We start from the raw sequence: 15,173 nt of genomic DNA on the forward strand, positions 1-15,173 counted from the left end.
ACCCCGTTCCTCCAGAGGAATTGAGCCAAGTCAATCATTGCGGAGCGTCGCCCCCCATGAAACACCCCGTCATCCTTGTCGTGCTCGACGGCCTGAACTTCGAGGTTGCAAGGCACGCCATGGGGCACTTGCAGGCCTATGTCGGCGCAGGACGCGCAGCCCTCTACAAGCTGGAATGTGAACTGCCCGCCCTGTCCCGCCCGCTGTACGAATGCATCCTCACCGGCGTGCCACCGATCCACAGCGGCATCGTCCACAATAACGTCTCGCGCCTGTCCAACCAGCGCAGCATTTTCCATTACGCCACCGACGCCGGCCTTACCACCGCAGCGGCGGCTTACCATTGGGTCAGCGAGTTGTATAACCGCACGCCCTTTCTCGCCGCACGGGATCGTCATACCGACGACAAAGCGCTGGCGATCCAGCACGGGCATTTCTACTGGAATGACCATTACCCGGACTCCCACCTGTTTGCCGACGCCGAAAGTCTGCGGCTCAAGCACGCGCCGGACTTCATGGTGGTGCACCCGATGAACATCGACGACGCCGGCCACAAGCACGGCCTCGACACGCCGCAGTACCGCAACAGCGCACGTTCGGCCGACATCATCCTGGCCGACTACCTGCAAGCCTGGCTGGATGCGGGTTACCAGGTGCTGGTGACCGCCGACCACGGCATGAACAACGACCGCTCCCACAACGGCTTGCTGCCGGAAGAACGGGAAGTGCCGCTGTTCGTGCTCGGCGATGCCTTCAGCCTGGACACCCACGCCGCACCGAAACAGACCGAGCTGTGCGGCACGGTCTGCGAACTGCTGGGCGTACCCCACGACAAACCCGTGTGCCGGGAGTTACTGAAGTGAGTTCAATATCCCGCGGCAAATGGCTGGCCCTCCTGTGCCTGGTGCCTTTCGCACTGTTCTTTATCGTGTTCGAAATCGCCCCGCTGGTGTGGGTGCTGATCAATAGCCTGCAGACCGAAGACACCGGCTGGGGGCTGGACAACTTCACGCGCATCTTCAGTTCGAAGTTCTATCTGCAGGCCATCCAGTTCAGCCTGGAGATCAGCTTCTACTCGAGCATCTTCGGCATCATCATCGCCACGCTGGGCAGTTACTCCCTGCGCCGGGTGGATTCGCCGCTGCGCAACTTCGTCACCGCCTTCGCCAACATGACCAGCAACTTTGCCGGCGTGCCCCTGGCCTTCGCGTTCATCATCCTGCTGGGGTTCAACGGCAGCATCACCATCATGCTCAAGCAGGCCGGGATCATTCAGGACTTCAACCTGTACTCCAAGACCGGCCTGATCATCCTCTACACCTACTTCCAGATCCCCCTCGGCGTGCTGCTGCTCTACCCGGCCTTTGACGCCCTGCGCGAAGACTGGCGCGAGTCCGCTGCGTTACTGGGCGCCAATGGCTGGCAGTTCTGGCGGCATATCGGCCTGCCGGTGCTCACGCCAGCGCTGCTGGGCACGTTCGTGATCCTGCTGGCCAATGCCCTGGGTGCCTATGCGACGGTCTACGCCCTGACCACCGGTAACTTCAACGTGCTGCCGATTCGTATCGCCGGCCTGGTGTCGGGGGATGTATCCCTCGATCCAAACATGGCCAGCGCCCTGGCCGTGGTGCTGGTGGCGCTGATGACCGTGGTCACCGTGGTCCATCAACTGCTGCTCAAGAGGAGCTACCATGTCTCGCGCTGAAGCCGGCCCGGCCTCCCTCTACCACCGCGTGGTGGTGTACCTGTTGTTCGCGATCCTGGTGCTGCCGCTGATCGGCACCTTCGTCTACTCCATTGCCAGCAGTTGGTCGGCAACCATTCTGCCGGCGGGCTTCACGGTGAAATGGTATGTGCAGCTATGGAGCGACCCACGCTTCCTGATGGCCTTCGGGCAATCCTTGCTGGTGTGCGTGGGCGCGCTGATCCTGTCGGTGGTGTTGATTCTGCCGCTGCTGTTCGTGGTGCATTACCACTTTCCCAGGCTCGACGCCTTGATGAACATCCTGATCCTGCTGCCCTTCGCGGTACCGCCGGTGGTGTCGTCGGTGGGCCTTCTGCAGCTGTACGGTTCCGGGCCGTTGGCGATGGTGGGCACGCCGTGGATCCTGATCGGCTGCTACTTCACCGTGGCGCTGCCGTTCATGTACCGGGCGATCACCAACAACCTTCAAGCCATCAACCTGCGCGACCTGATGGATGCCTCGCAACTGCTCGGCGCCAGCACCTGGCAGGCCGCGCTCTTCGTGGTGCTGCCCAACCTGCGCAAAGGCCTGATGGTGGCGCTGCTGCTGTCGTTCTCGTTCCTGTTCGGTGAGTTCGTGTTCGCCAATATCCTCGTGGGCACTCGCTACGAAACCCTGCAGGTGTACCTGAACAACATGCGCAACAGCAGCGGCCACTTCACCAGCGCCGTCGTGATTTCCTATTTCTTCTTTGTGCTGGTGCTGACCTGGGCCGCCAATATCTTGAACAAGGACAAAAGCCAATGAGCTTCGTCAGCGTCCAACATCTGCAAAAAGGCTACGCCGGCACCCCGGTGTTCAGTGATATCAACTGCGAAATCGCCAAGGGTGAGTTCGTCACCCTGCTCGGCCCATCCGGTTGCGGCAAGTCCACCCTGCTGCGCTGCATCGCCGGCCTGACCGAGGTGGACAGTGGGAAAATCCTGCTGGACGGCCAGGACATCGTTCCGCTGAGCCCACAGAAACGCAACATCGGCATGGTGTTCCAGAGCTATGCGCTGTTCCCCAACATGACCGTGGAACAGAACGTCGCCTTCGGCCTGCGCATGCAAAAGGTCAACGCCGATGACAGCCACAAGCGCGTGCAGGAAGTGCTGCAACTGGTGGAACTCAAGGACCTGGCCGGCCGCTACCCGCACCAGATGTCCGGCGGCCAGTGCCAACGTGTAGCCCTGGCCCGCTCCCTGGTCACCCGCCCGCGCCTGTTGCTGCTGGATGAGCCGCTGTCGGCGCTGGATGCACGGATTCGCAAGCACCTGCGCGAACAGATTCGCCAGATCCAGCGCGAACTGGGGTTGACCACGATTTTCGTAACCCATGACCAGGAAGAAGCCCTGACCATGTCGGACCGCATCTTCCTGATGAACCAGGGCAAGATCGTACAAAGCGGCGATGCCGAGACCCTCTACACCGCTCCGGTGGATGTATTCGCCGCCGGTTTTATCGGCAACTACAACCTGCTGGACGCCGACAAGGCCAGCCAACTGCTGCAACGCCCGATCAGCGGGCGCATCGCGATTCGCCCGGAGGCCATCGAACTGAGCCGCAACGGCGAACTCGACGCGCTGGTGCGCAGCCACAGCCTGCTGGGCAACGTGATCCGCTACCGTATCGAAGCCCGTGGCGTGGAATTGGTGGTGGACGTGCTAAACCGCTCGGCGGACGATCTGCACCCGGACGGCCAGCGCCTGGCACTTTCCATCGACCCCAGTGCGCTGTGTGAAGTAGCCTGAGCAGCAGTGAATCTTGAGAGAGCGTAACGGATGGCATTGGTAATTTTTGATTTGGACGACACCCTGATCCATGGCGACTGCGCCACCCTCTGGAGCGAACAGATGGGGCGCCTGGGCTGGGTCGACCCGGCGTCGTTCATGGACAGGAACAACGAGCTGATGGACGCCTACAGCCGAGGCGAGCTGGCCATGGAAGACTTCATGGACTTCAGCCTGGAACCGATGATCGGCCGCACCCCGGAGGAAATCGAGCATTTGGTGGAGCCATGGGTCGAGGATGTGATTGAACCGCTGATCTACAGCGACGCCACCAGGACCATCGCCCGCCACCGCGCCAACGGCGACCGGATCCTGGTGATCTCCGCCTCGGGTACGCACCTGGTGAAACCGATTGCGGCGCGTATCGGCATTGATGAGGTGCTGGGGATTGAACTGGAAGTGAGTCATGGCGTGTACAGCGGCCGTACCGTCGGTGTACTGACCTACCGCGAAGGCAAGATCACGCGTTTGCTGGAATGGTTGGAGCAGGAAGGTGAGACGCTGGACGGCGCGTATTTCTATTCGGATTCACGCAATGACTTACCGTTGCTGTTGAAGGTGGATCACCCGCAGGTGGTGAACCCGGATCCGGTATTGCGCGAGCATGCCGAGAAGGCCGGCTGGCCAATCCACCACTGGGTCTGACACCGCCTATCCCGACTTGAAATCCAATCAAATGTGGGAGGGGCAAGTCGAAGCGTCGCACCGCCCCTCCCACATCGACCCTATTCCAATCCGGGCTCAGGTCAGGCTTTCGTCAATCACCAACACCAGCTTCCCGGCAATCTGGTTAGTCGCCAGCTCCGCAAACGCCGCCTCGGCATCCTTGATCGGGAACGTCCTGGCCAATTGCGGGCTCAGGCGCCCTTCGGCAAACAACGGCCATACATGCTGGCTCAGGTCGCTGAACAGGTCGGCCTTGAACTGATCGTCACGGCTGCGCAGGGTCGAACCCAGCAGTTGCACACGCTTAGCCAGCACCTGGGCCAGATCCAGTTGCGCCTCGCGGCCGCCCATCAAGCCGATCAACACCCAGCGACCGTCCAGCGCCAGCAGCTTGAGGTCCAGCGCGGCGTAGTTGCCGCCGACCGGATCGAGGATTACATCGAATGGCCCGAAATCCCGCAGCCCTTCGATACCGTCAGTGCGTACTACGCCGCCCTGGGCGCCCAGGTCTTCACAGTAGGCCAGGCGCTGCGCCGAGCCGACGCTGACCCAGCACGGGCTGCCAAATGCCTTGCACAGCTGGATGGCCGCCGAGCCCACGCCACTGGCGCCGGCGTGCAGCAACACTTTCTCACCGGGCTTGAGGCCCGCCAGCTGGAACAGATTGAGCCACGCGGTGCTGTACACCTCCGGCAGCGCCGCCGCTTCGACCAGCGACAGACCTTCCGGTACCGGCAGCACATGACGTGCATCCACCACCACTTCTTCGGCCATGCCGCCACCGGCCAGCAACGCACAGACGCGATCGCCCACCTGCCAGGACGAACCCGGGCCCACTTCGCTGATCACCCCGGAACACTCCAGGCCCAGCACGGCACTGGCGCCAGGCGGTGGCGGATAGAGCCCCGCACGCTGCAATAAATCGGCGCGATTAAGGCCCGCAGCCGCCACGCGAATGCGAACTTGGCCTACATCACATGTAGGACTGGGTTCGTCCAACCACTCCACATGACCTTCAACGCCTTGCAATGCTTTCACAGTGCCTCCATAGTGAGTCTGGACTGAGCCCGTAGCAGTAGCGCCGGGCTTTTTGCATTATGCGACCGGCCCCTATGGAACCGGCAACTTCAAAGACGGCCTAATATGCGTTATCAATTGCCCCCGCGTCGAATCAGCATGAAGCATCTGTTCCCCAGCACCGCCCTCGCTCTTTTCATTGGTATCGGCTTCGCGTCGATGTCGACCAATACGCTCGCAGCCAACAGCTGGGACAACCTTCAGCCGGACCGCGATGAGGTGATTGCCAGCCTTAACGTCGTCGAGTTGCTCAAGCGTCATCACTACAGCAAGCCGCCGCTGGACGACGCCCGCTCGGTGATCATCTACGACAGCTACCTCAAGCTGCTGGATCCGTCGCGCAGCTACTTCCTGGCCAGCGATATCGCTGAGTTCGACAAGTGGAAGACACAGTTCGACGACTTCCTCAAGAGCGGCGACCTGCAGCCCGGCTTCACCATCTACAAGCGCTACCTGGATCGCGTGAAAGCGCGTCTGGACTTCGCCCTGGGTGAGTTGGACAAGGGTGTCGACAAGCTCGACTTCACCCAGAAGGAAACCCTTCTGGTGGACCGCAAGGACGCGCCTTGGCTGACCAGCACCGCCGCCCTCGACGACCTCTGGCGCAAACGCGTCAAGGACGAAGTGCTGCGACTGAAGATCGCCGGCAAAGAGCCCAAGGCTATCCAGGAGCTGTTGACCAAGCGCTACAAGAATCAACTGGCGCGTCTGGACCAGACCCGCGCAGAAGACATCTTCCAGGCCTACATCAACACCTTCGCGATGTCCTACGATCCGCACACCAATTATCTGTCGCCAGATAACGCGGAAAACTTCGATATCAACATGAGTCTGTCGCTGGAAGGCATCGGTGCCGTCCTGCAAAGCGACAATGACCAGGTGAAGATCGTGCGTCTGGTGCCGGCCGGTCCGGCAGACAAGACCAAGCAGGTGGCGCCTGCCGACAAGATCATCGGTGTGGCCCAGGCCGACAAAGAGATGGTCGATGTGGTCGGCTGGCGCCTGGACGAAGTGGTCAAACTGATCCGCGGGCCGAAAGGCAGCGTGGTGCGCCTGGAAGTGATTCCGCACACCAATGCACCGAACGACCAGACCAGCAAGATCGTGTCCATCACCCGTGAAGCGGTGAAGCTCGAAGACCAGGCCGTGCAGAAGAAAGTCCTCAACCTCAAGCAGGATGGCAAGGACTACAAGCTGGGCGTGATTGAAATCCCGGCCTTCTACCTGGACTTCAAGGCCTTCCGTGCCGGTGACCCGGACTACAAATCCACCACCCGCGACGTGAAGAAAATCCTTACCGAGCTGCAGAAGGAAAAAGTCGACGGCGTGGTCATCGACCTGCGCAACAACGGCGGCGGTTCCCTGCAGGAAGCCACCGAGCTGACCAGCCTGTTTATCGACAAGGGCCCGACCGTGTTGGTACGCAACGCTGACGGCCGTGTCGACGTGCTCGAAGACGAGAACCCGGGCGCCTTCTACAAAGGCCCGATGGCGTTGCTGGTCAACCGTCTGTCGGCTTCGGCTTCGGAGATTTTCGCCGGCGCCATGCAGGACTACCACCGCGCGTTGATCATCGGCGGCCAGACCTTCGGCAAAGGCACCGTGCAGACCATCCAGCCGCTGAACCATGGCGAGCTCAAGCTGACGCTGGCCAAGTTCTACCGGGTTTCCGGGCAGAGCACCCAGCATCAGGGCGTACTGCCGGACATCGATTTCCCGTCGATCATCGACACCAAGGAAATCGGCGAAAGCGCCCTGCCGGAAGCCATGCCGTGGGACACCATCCGTCCTGCGATCAAGCCGGCCTCGGACCCGTTCAAGCCGTTCCTCGCGCAGTTGAAGGCTGACCACGATACCCGCTCTGCCAAGGATGCCGAGTTTGTGTTCATCCGCGACAAGCTGGCCCTGGCCAAGAAGTTGATGGAAGAAAAAACCGTCAGCCTCAATGAAGTGGACCGTCGTGCACAGCACTCCGACATCGAAAACAAGCAACTTGCCTTGGAAAACATCCGCCGCAAGGCCAAGGGTGAAGAACCCCTCAAGGAGCTGAAGAAAGAAGACGAGGATGCGCTGCCGACCGAAGCGGATAAAACCAAGCCGGAAGACGACGCTTACCTGGCCGAGAGCGGCCGGATCCTGCTGGACTACCTGAAAATCACCAAACAGGTGGCCAAGCAGTAAATGATGGCGATTTAATGTGATCGCTCCTTGGAGTGTCATCATATAGACATCATTCTGTCGTGAAATGAAGGACCGTCGGCGTAACGCCCGCGGTCCTTTTTTTTCGATCGAGATCGCCATGACTATGACCGAACAGCTGAGTGCATTGGGCTCTATCCTGGCTCAAGGCAGTTTGCACAGCCTGTTCCAACCCATTATCTGTCTGTCGGAACGGCGCATCCTTGGCTACGAAGCCCTCAGCCGCGGCCCGTCGAACAGCCCGCTGCACTCCCCCATCGCGCTGTTCTCGGTGGCGCGCCACGCCGGACGCCTCAGCGAACTGGAAATGGCCTGCCGCGAAAGCGCCTGCCGCCGCTTCAGCGAGCAAAAGCTGCCGGGCAAGCTGTTCCTGAATGTCTCGCCGGAATCCTTGATGGAGACCGCTCATCAACCGGGCCGCACCCTGCAATTGCTGCGCGACTTCGGCATTCCGCCGAGCCAGGTGGTGATCGAACTCACCGAGCAGACCCCCACCGACGATTTCGACCTGCTGCAAACCGCCCTGCACCATTACCGCAACATGGGCTTTTCGATTGCCTTGGATGACTTGGGTGCCGGCTATTCCAGCCTGCGCTTGTGGTCGGAGCTGCGCCCGGATTACGTGAAGATCGACCGCCACTTTATCGACGGTATCCATCAGGATGCGCTCAAGCGTGAGTTTGTCGGCTCTATCCTGCAGATCGCCAGGGCCTCACGGGCCCAGGTAATCGCCGAGGGCATCGAATTGCCGGAAGAGCTGGCGGTATTGACCGAGATGGGCGTCGACCTGGTCCAGGGTTACCTGCTCTGCCGTCCACAGGAGCAGCCGCCACAGGAAGCGCGCCAGATGCTGCCCAAGCCCGACCAGGCCAATGTGGCCCTCAGCGAAGAGGCCGGCGACCTCAGCGCCCTGCTCAACGAACAACCGGCGGTCGATCAGGACACTGCGACCGCCCAGGTGTTGGAGGCCTTCCGCCGCCAGGCCAACCTTAACTCCCTGGCGGTTCTGGATGGGCGCGGCCACCCCGTGGGGATTGTGCACCGGCATTCGCTGTCGGATGCGCTGCTCAAGCCGTTTGCCACCGACCTGTTTGCACGCAAGCCCATCAGCCGGCTGATGAGTACGGATTTTCTGGCGGTGGAGTTGAGCCAGTCGCTGCAACAGGTCAGCCGCCTGCTGACCAGCCGCGCACGGCAACGTATCGAAGAAGATTTCATCATCACCCTCAATGGCGACTACCTGGGCCTGGGCCGGGTAATCGATGTACTCAAGCTGATCACCGAGCTGAAAATCCAGCAGGCGCGCTATGCCAACCCGCTGACCCTGCTGCCCGGCAACGTGCCGATCCAGCAGTGCCTGACGCGGCTGTTGCAGCAACAGCGGGAGTCGGTGATCTGCTACGTGGATATCGACAGCTTCAAGCCGTTCAACGACATCTACGGCTACGGACGTGGGGATGAGGTGTTGCTGTGCCTGGCGCAGTGCCTGAACGACCGGGTCGATCCCAGCCGCGACTTTGTCGGGCATATCGGTGGCGATGACTTTCTGCTGGTATTGGGGCCACAGGATTGGCGCAAGCGGCTCAACCAGCTGCTGGACGATTTCCATACCCAGTGCCGGCGCTTCTACCGCGCCGAGCACCTCGACGCCGGCTGCTTCGTGGCGCTGAACCGCCAGGGCGTACGCCAGGAGTTTGCGTTGCTGTCACTGTCGATCGGGGTGGTGCATTTGTATCCACAGGCCTGTGGACAACTCGATGCCAGCCAGTTGGCAGAGTTGGCCTCACAGGCCAAGCACCATGCCAAGGACATGGCCGGCTACAGCATCCATGTGATCGACAGCATGGACATCCTGGCCCAGGCGCTTTAAGCCTCGGCAGACTCCGGATACTCGTATTCGAACACCCGCACCACTTCCGAGGCATGCCAGGAGGCGGCGGCCACGCCATCGGACGGCCCGCTGAAACGCCCCAGGCGCTCCACACATTCAAAGAACCCGGTACGCGGCAGGCGACTGGCGCCCTGGCTGATCACCAGGGAACTGCGCAACGGTTGCTCGGCCTTGGCGTCCAGCGCCGCCAGGTGCTCCAGGGCAGCGGCCAGGGTTTGCATCGCCGGCGTCGGAAATTGCAGGCGCTCCAACAGTGCCCGGTAGGTCAGCAGATGGCGCTGGCGGCGCGCCTGGTCCAGTTCGTTAAGTAACCCATCCCAATGTTGACGACTGATACGTAGGCTCAAGATTCATCCCTCCACCCTGTAACGCCCAATTCCCAGGCCAGGCTGCGGCGGATTGCGGCATCCGGCTGACGTTCACCACTTTCGATCAATCCTAGATACGAGGGGCTGATGCCCACGGTGCGGGCCAACGCTTCAATCGCCAGGCCCTTGGCTTCACGCAAGCCGCGCAGGTCTGCGAGCGGGCGCAAAACCTGGTCAGGCGCGGCTTGGACAGTAGAAGAAGGCGTCGGTGAAGGCTGTTGCTGACCGGCGGCTTTTAGCAGCGCCTGGTACTGATCCCATGGCAACACCGCATACTCGGGTTCGCCATTGCGTGAAATTATCTGAATATCCATGACCGCCCCGTAGGATAACTGCACTTACTGAGTAAGCTCTTTCCTTAGGAGTGTAATCCTAACAGCCACAAAGGTCGCAGGGGGATAGCCACGTCATCCGTTTTTTTGCGGGTTTTCCTTGGCCAGCAAGGCCGGGGTCGCAGGCAAGCGCTCAACCACCGCGAGTTTTTCCGGGTGTTGTGCGTCACGCCAGGCGCGAAACGCGCTCAGTTCGCCTTCCAGGGTCTTCATGACCCACGCCAGTACCGCGATGTCATCGAGCATGCCGAACATGGGGATAAAGTCCGGGATCGCATCAATCGGGCTGAGGAAATACATCAACCCCGCCACCACAGAGATCAGCGCCTTTGGGCTGATGGCCCGGTACTCGCCACGCCAGTAGGCCAGACACAGGGATTGAAGCAGTTTGAGATCATCCTTGAGCTTGCCCAGGCGGTTGCCCTGGCTGGAGCCTTTGGCGGCGACAGCAAACAGCAGGGTCGGCAAACGTCCACGGCCCAGCAAGCGCGCAGCCATGGGCAGGAAACGGGTGAAATTGAAGGGTGGTTTCATCTGTCACTCCAGTTCCATCAAACAGAAAGGTTATCCACACAAATTGTGGATAACCTTGTGAACAGAGCCTGTTTTACCGGCTGAAAGCCACGGTCTACAAGGCTTCCAGTCAGATCGGGCGTTTTTTGCGCACATCAAAAAAACCCAAGAATTCATTGACTTGGCGCAGATGTGCCGATACCCGTACTCGAGTCTTACATCAGACTGTTACCGCGTACGGGCGTTCGATCGGATGTCTACACGTACTGATTTTGAAAACCCCGGAAACAACAACGCCCCGTCAAGACGGGGCGTTGTGTGTTCAAGCGCCGATTACTTCTTGGCGGCAGGTGCGGCAGGGGCTTCAGCCTTGGCTGGGTCCTTGATGGCCAGCAGTTCCAGGTCGAATACCAGCACCGAGTTGGCCGGGATTGCCGGGCTCGGGCTCTGGGCACCGTAGGCCAGGTCGGACGGGATGTACAACTCGACCTTCTCGCCAACGTGCATCAGTTGCAGGCCTTCGACCCAACCAGGAATCACGCCGCTGACCGGCAGGTCAATCGGGCTGCCGCGATCCACGGAGCTGTCAAAGGTGGTGCCGTTGGTGAGCTTGCCGGTGTAGTGAACAGTCACCACGTCAGTCGGCTTAGGCTGTGGGCCGTCGGCTTTCTTGGTGATCTTGTACTGCAGGCCGGAAGCCGTGGTGACTACGCCGTCTTTCTTGGCGTTGTCTTCGAGGAATTTCTTGCCGGCGGCTGCCGACTCTTCGCTCATTTTGGTCATGCGTTCTTCAGCACGCTTCTGCAGTGCGGCAAACGCTTCAACAAGTTCGTCGTCTTTGAGCTTCTGCTCTTTCTTGCCGACGGCATCTTCGATGCCCTGGGCTACCGCTTTGGAATCCAGGTCATCCATGCCTTCCTGAGCAAGGCTTTTGCCCATGTTCAGGCCGATGCCGTAGGAAGCTTTCTGCGCCGGGGTTTTCAGCTCTACGCTGGTCTGCGAATCACAACCCGCAAGTACCAGGCTAACCAGGGCCACCGCCGCCGCCAACCGATGCTGTTTCATGCTATTTCCTTGTTCATGCGCCAAAAGGGCATTCGAATAAAGTCGCGAGCTTATCAGGCGGCCACGACCAATGGCTACCGGCATGTGAGCAGGAAACTTCCGATAAGTTCACGTGTTTAAAAGCATTTTCATTCATTATGGGAGCCCGCGACGGATCGCGGGACCGCCTCTCATCTGACTCATGGCCACTTGCCGCACCCGTGGCGTAGTGGCATAACAACGCGACCACTCGACAAGGCCGAGACAAGGATAGCCATCTTGCGCATTTTTTCCCGTGTTTTACTGCTGATACTCATCGCGCTGGGCCTGATCCTGGCCGTGGTGCTGTACTACACCGTCAACCCCAGACTGCCCGACTACGTGCCGGTGGAACAGGTGCGCTACCAGGACCAATGGAGTGCCGCCGACCGCCAGACCTATTACTTCACGCCCCAGGGCACCCAAGTAAAAGGCCTGCACTACAACTGGTTCACCGCCCTGGAACTGCCCTTCTCCGAGCGGCGTTTTGCCACGCCGGAGTACCTGGCGCGCTTCGGTTTCCTGGTGGACCCCAAGCAGGTACCCACTACGCAAAACCCCGGCAACCTGCCCGTGGGGTTCGCCCGGCACAAGAACGCCGACAGTAACGTCGAATACCTGGATATTACCTGTGCCGCCTGCCATACCGGCGAATTGCACTTCAAAGGCCAGGCCCTGCGTATCGACGGCGGCTCGGCCCAACACGTACTGCCTTCCAGCGTACCCACCTTGCGCGGTGGCAGTTTCGGCCAGGCCCTGGTCGCCAGCCTCGCCGCCACCTACTACAACCCCTGGAAATTCGAGCGGTTTGCCCGCCAGGTGCTGGGGGATCGCTACGACGCCGAGCACAGCCAGTTGCGCGAGGACTTCAAACAGTCGCTGAACCAGTTCCTCAAGGTCGCCTGGAACGACACCCATCGCGGCCTCTACCCCACCGAAGAAGGCCCGGGCCGCACCGACGCCTTTGGCCGAATCGCCAATGCCAGCTTTGGTGATGCCATTTCGCCAGACAACTACCGCGTCGCCAATGCGCCGGTGGACTACCCGCAGCTGTGGGACATCTGGACCTTCGACTGGGTGCAATGGAACGGCTCGGCCCAGCAACCCATGGCGCGCAATATCGGTGAAGCCCTCGGGGTAGGCGCGACATTGAGTTTTTTCGACGCCGCCGGCCAACCGCTTCAGGGCGATACGCGCTACCCGTCGAGCGTCAGGGTGCGTGACCTCAACCGGATCGAAGAAACCCTGCAACGCCTCAAACCACCGACCTGGCCCGAGGACTTGTTCGGCCCCGTCGACAAGCCCCTCGCCGCCCAGGGCCGCGCGCTGTTCGCCGAGAACTGCGCCGGCTGCCATGTGCCGGCCGTCACCGAGGAAAATGGCCGCCCGGTGCAGCAACTGAAAATGCTGCCGGTGGAGTACATCGGCACCGACCCCGGCACCGCCAGCAACATTGCCGACCAGCGCTATGACCTCAGTGCCCTGCAGTGGGACCCGGCGGAACTGGCCAAGCTCAATGTCGAACTGCACCCCACCCCCACCGAGCCGCTGGACCTGAAGAAAATGTCCGTGGCCAAGGGCCTGGCCTACGTCACCGCCTTCGTCGAAGACCACGCCTACCGCGCCGCCGGCGTCACCCCGGCCGAGCGCCCGCGCCTGGATGGCGACGGCCTGCCCATTGGCGTGCGCGAGTTGCGTGCCTACAAGGCCCGCCCGCTGGCCGGTGTATGGGCGACCCCGCCGTTCCTGCACAACGGCTCGGTGCCGACGATCTACCAGTTGCTCTCGCCTCAGGATGAACGCAGCACCACCTTCTATAAAGGCACCTTCAACTATGACCCGCGTCACCTGGGCTTTGAGACCGCAGCGTTCAAGAATGCCTTCCTGTTCGATACCAAACTCACCGGCAACCACAACAGCGGCCACGAATTCCGTGCCGGCAAGCGTGGCAATGGCGTTATCGGCCGCAGCTTGCTGCCGCAGGAACGCTGGGCACTGCTGGAATACCTCAAAGTGCTGGGCGGCCCGCTGGAGCAACAACTGCCATGATGATCCGATCTCGATACGACCAACCTTCCCTGCTAGCCCGCCTGTGGCTGCGCCTTGGCCGGTTTCTCGGCAAGACCCTGCTGTGGCTTGTCGGCCTGGGCCTGCTCGGCTGGCTGGCGAGCACGGCCTGGTTTGCCTGGCAGCACAGCGGGCCGGTGTCGCCGGACGAGCAGATCCCTGCGGGTGAAGCGGCAATGACCCAGGGCATTATCCAGACCGCCGTGCGCATCGTTGACCAGCATCGCGAAGGCACGCGCTACCTGCGCGATGCCCACGCCAAGGCCCATGGTTGCGTGAAAGCCGAAGTCAGTGTGCTGGCCGATCTTGACCCGGCGTTGCGCCAGGGCGTATTTGCCGAACCAGGCAAGACCTGGCAGGCCATGATGCGCTTGTCCAACGGCAACGCCTACCCGCAGTTCGACAGCATCCGCGATGCCCGGGGCATGGCGCTCAAGCTGCTGGACGTGCCGGGCAAACAATTGCTCGCCGACCAGCAGGCCCGCACGGAACAGGACTTCGTGATGTTCAGCCACCCGAATTTCTTTGTCAGCGATGTGGCGGAGTACGCGCAGAACATCGGCGCCCAGGCGGATGGCAAGAAAGTCCTGGCGTTTTTCCCCAAGGCCGACCCGCGCAGCTGGCAGGTGCGTCACCTGTTTATCGCCCTGGCAACCCTGGCACCCGCACCGGCCAGCCCGACGCAGACTACCTATTTTTCGGTATCGCCCTACAAGTTCGGCGCGGCCAATGCCAAGTTCCGTGTGGCGCCCGACCCACAGAGCTGCCCGGAATACGCCCTGCCCAAGCAGAACCAGGACCTGCCGAACTTCCTGCGCAGCGCCTTGAGCCAGCAACTGTCCACCGACCGCGTGCCGGCATGTTTCGTGTTGCAGATCCAGCGGCAGAACCCGCAGAAATTCATGCCAATCGAAGACACCAGCATCGAGTGGAAGGAGAGCGATGCGCCCTACGAGAGCGTGGCCAAGGTGCGGATCCCGGCCCAGGATTTCGATACGCCCGAGCAGAACCTGGCGTGCGACAACCAGTCGTTCAACCCATGGTTTGGCATAGCCGAGCATCGGCCCATCGGTGGCATCAATCGCTTGCGCAAGGCGGTGTACGAAGCCGTCAGCGATTACCGCCACAGCCGCAACGCCCCGTAAAGACTGCGTAACAATGGCCCCGGCGTCGTAAGGATTGCGTCGGGTCTATTGAGGCGCTTTCGCCGCAACTCTACCGTGGACGCCTACTCCATCACGTAGGAAGCCCATCGTGGAAAGCTCAACCCTAGGCATGATCGTCCTGACCATAATCGCCGTGTTCGGCACTGCGTCTTTTTGCTTCGAGCACTTGGCCACGCGCCAGCCACGCAAGAAAAAGGTCAGGTAGCGTCAGGGCGACGGCAAGGCGCAGAAAGGTCAAATCGCAGGCAAAAAAAAGCCCGCTCATTGAGCGGGCTTTCCGTGGTGACCTGGCGT

General features: G+C 61.1%; 15 protein-coding genes. 9 read left to right on the top strand and 6 right to left on the bottom strand.

Annotation, left to right across the window (positions count from 1 at the left end; all coding sequences use genetic code 11):
- Window positions 1–56: 56 nt before the first annotated feature.
- The 5 genes from BB029_RS15630 to BB029_RS15650 are packed head-to-tail and all read left to right on the top strand — an operon-like array spanning window position 57 to window position 4,162.
- Window positions 57–863, top strand: coding sequence for an alkaline phosphatase family protein (locus tag BB029_RS15630; RefSeq protein ID WP_065939887.1), 807 nt, complete (start codon window positions 57–59; stop codon window positions 861–863).
- On the top strand, window positions 860–1,705 hold the full coding sequence (locus BB029_RS15635; protein ID WP_027607116.1) for an ABC transporter permease subunit: 846 nt from the start codon (window positions 860–862) through the stop codon (window positions 1,703–1,705). The genes BB029_RS15630 and BB029_RS15635 overlap by 4 nt, the downstream gene beginning before the upstream one ends.
- Window positions 1,692–2,492 carry an ABC transporter permease gene (locus BB029_RS15640; RefSeq protein WP_065939888.1) on the top strand — a complete coding sequence of 267 codons (801 nt, stop codon included), beginning with the start codon at window positions 1,692–1,694 and terminating at the stop codon, window positions 2,490–2,492. Before BB029_RS15635 ends, BB029_RS15640 begins: the two co-directional genes overlap by 14 nt.
- Window positions 2,489–3,478: an ABC transporter ATP-binding protein gene (locus BB029_RS15645; RefSeq protein ID WP_065939889.1), complete on the top strand. Its 990-nt coding sequence runs from the start codon at window positions 2,489–2,491 to the stop codon at window positions 3,476–3,478. The genes BB029_RS15640 and BB029_RS15645 overlap by 4 nt, the downstream gene beginning before the upstream one ends.
- Before the next feature lie 30 nt (window positions 3,479–3,508).
- Window positions 3,509–4,162, top strand: coding sequence for an HAD family phosphatase (locus tag BB029_RS15650; RefSeq protein WP_065939890.1), 654 nt, complete (start codon window positions 3,509–3,511; stop codon window positions 4,160–4,162).
- 96 nt (window positions 4,163–4,258) lie between these two features.
- Here BB029_RS15650 and BB029_RS15655 read toward each other — a convergent pair whose 3' ends face one another.
- On the bottom strand, window positions 4,259–5,221 hold the full coding sequence (locus tag BB029_RS15655) for a zinc-binding dehydrogenase (protein ID WP_065939891.1): 963 nt from the start codon (window positions 5,219–5,221) through the stop codon (window positions 4,259–4,261).
- 138 nt (window positions 5,222–5,359) lie between these two features.
- Here BB029_RS15655 and BB029_RS15660 point away from each other — a divergent pair, with 138 nt between their 5' ends.
- Both BB029_RS15660 and BB029_RS15665 read left to right on the top strand, forming a co-directional pair.
- Window positions 5,360–7,441 carry a carboxy terminal-processing peptidase gene (locus tag BB029_RS15660; protein ID WP_169898467.1) on the top strand — a complete coding sequence of 694 codons (2,082 nt, stop codon included), beginning with the start codon at window positions 5,360–5,362 and terminating at the stop codon, window positions 7,439–7,441.
- Window positions 7,442–7,559: 118 nt separating this feature from the next.
- Window positions 7,560–9,329, top strand: a complete 1,770-nt coding sequence (locus BB029_RS15665; protein WP_065939992.1) for a bifunctional diguanylate cyclase/phosphodiesterase — start codon at window positions 7,560–7,562, stop codon at window positions 9,327–9,329.
- Here BB029_RS15665 and BB029_RS15670 read toward each other — a convergent pair.
- From BB029_RS15670 to BB029_RS15685, 4 genes are all read right to left on the bottom strand, one after another.
- Window positions 9,326–9,697 (bottom strand): hypothetical protein, encoded by a 372-nt coding sequence (locus BB029_RS15670; RefSeq protein WP_005786715.1) that lies wholly within the window; start codon window positions 9,695–9,697, stop codon window positions 9,326–9,328. The genes BB029_RS15665 and BB029_RS15670 overlap by 4 nt on opposite strands.
- On the bottom strand, window positions 9,694–10,032 hold the full coding sequence (locus BB029_RS15675) for a helix-turn-helix transcriptional regulator (protein ID WP_065939991.1): 339 nt from the start codon (window positions 10,030–10,032) through the stop codon (window positions 9,694–9,696). Before BB029_RS15675 ends, BB029_RS15670 begins: the two co-directional genes overlap by 4 nt.
- 93 nt (window positions 10,033–10,125) lie before the next feature.
- The gene (locus BB029_RS15680; RefSeq protein ID WP_065939893.1) at window positions 10,126–10,584 is read right to left on the bottom strand and encodes a YkvA family protein; all 459 of its coding nucleotides are present in this window, start codon (window positions 10,582–10,584) and stop codon (window positions 10,126–10,128) included.
- A 312-nt stretch (window positions 10,585–10,896) separates the two neighbouring features.
- A complete protein-coding gene (locus tag BB029_RS15685; protein ID WP_012723274.1) occupies window positions 10,897–11,628 on the bottom strand; it encodes an FKBP-type peptidyl-prolyl cis-trans isomerase in 732 nt (243 codons plus the stop codon).
- A 258-nt stretch (window positions 11,629–11,886) separates the two neighbouring features.
- Here BB029_RS15685 and BB029_RS15690 point away from each other — a divergent pair, with 258 nt between their 5' ends.
- Entirely contained in the window at window positions 11,887–13,695 is a 1,809-nt protein-coding gene (locus tag BB029_RS15690) for a di-heme-cytochrome C peroxidase (RefSeq protein WP_065939894.1), read from the top strand.
- A complete protein-coding gene (locus BB029_RS15695; protein ID WP_065939895.1) occupies window positions 13,692–14,858 on the top strand; it encodes a catalase family protein in 1,167 nt (388 codons plus the stop codon). Before BB029_RS15690 ends, BB029_RS15695 begins: the two co-directional genes overlap by 4 nt.
- A 124-nt stretch (window positions 14,859–14,982) precedes the next feature.
- Here the strand turns inward: BB029_RS15695 and BB029_RS33260 are convergent, their stop codons facing one another.
- Window positions 14,983–15,144: a hypothetical protein gene (locus BB029_RS33260; RefSeq protein WP_155954383.1), complete on the bottom strand. Its 162-nt coding sequence runs from the start codon at window positions 15,142–15,144 to the stop codon at window positions 14,983–14,985.
- Window positions 15,145–15,173: the final 29 nt, after the last annotated feature.

This window comes from Pseudomonas sp. S3E12 (genome assembly GCF_001702295.1).
GTDB lineage: Bacteria > Pseudomonadota > Gammaproteobacteria > Pseudomonadales > Pseudomonadaceae > Aquipseudomonas > Aquipseudomonas marginalis.

What these genes read in the sequence shown, in the direction of transcription:
- BB029_RS15680 (WP_065939893.1), bottom strand. Translation starts at nt 10,584, where the DNA reads ATGAAACCACCCTTCAATTTCACCCGTTTCCTGCCCATGGCTGCGCGC.
- BB029_RS33260 (WP_155954383.1), bottom strand. Translation starts at nt 15,144, where the DNA reads ATGAGCGGGCTTTTTTTTGCCTGCGATTTGACCTTTCTGCGCCTTGCC.
- BB029_RS15660 (WP_169898467.1), top strand. Translation starts at nt 5,360, where the DNA reads ATGAAGCATCTGTTCCCCAGCACCGCCCTCGCTCTTTTCATTGGTATC.
- BB029_RS15695 (WP_065939895.1), top strand. Translation starts at nt 13,692, where the DNA reads ATGATGATCCGATCTCGATACGACCAACCTTCCCTGCTAGCCCGCCTG.
- BB029_RS15640 (WP_065939888.1), top strand. Translation starts at nt 1,692, where the DNA reads ATGTCTCGCGCTGAAGCCGGCCCGGCCTCCCTCTACCACCGCGTGGTG.
- BB029_RS15665 (WP_065939992.1), top strand. Translation starts at nt 7,560, where the DNA reads ATGACTATGACCGAACAGCTGAGTGCATTGGGCTCTATCCTGGCTCAA.
- BB029_RS15645 (WP_065939889.1), top strand. Translation starts at nt 2,489, where the DNA reads ATGAGCTTCGTCAGCGTCCAACATCTGCAAAAAGGCTACGCCGGCACC.
- BB029_RS15630 (WP_065939887.1), top strand. Translation starts at nt 57, where the DNA reads ATGAAACACCCCGTCATCCTTGTCGTGCTCGACGGCCTGAACTTCGAG.
- BB029_RS15685 (WP_012723274.1), bottom strand. Translation starts at nt 11,628, where the DNA reads ATGAAACAGCATCGGTTGGCGGCGGCGGTGGCCCTGGTTAGCCTGGTA.
- BB029_RS15675 (WP_065939991.1), bottom strand. Translation starts at nt 10,032, where the DNA reads ATGGATATTCAGATAATTTCACGCAATGGCGAACCCGAGTATGCGGTG.
- BB029_RS15650 (WP_065939890.1), top strand. Translation starts at nt 3,509, where the DNA reads ATGGCATTGGTAATTTTTGATTTGGACGACACCCTGATCCATGGCGAC.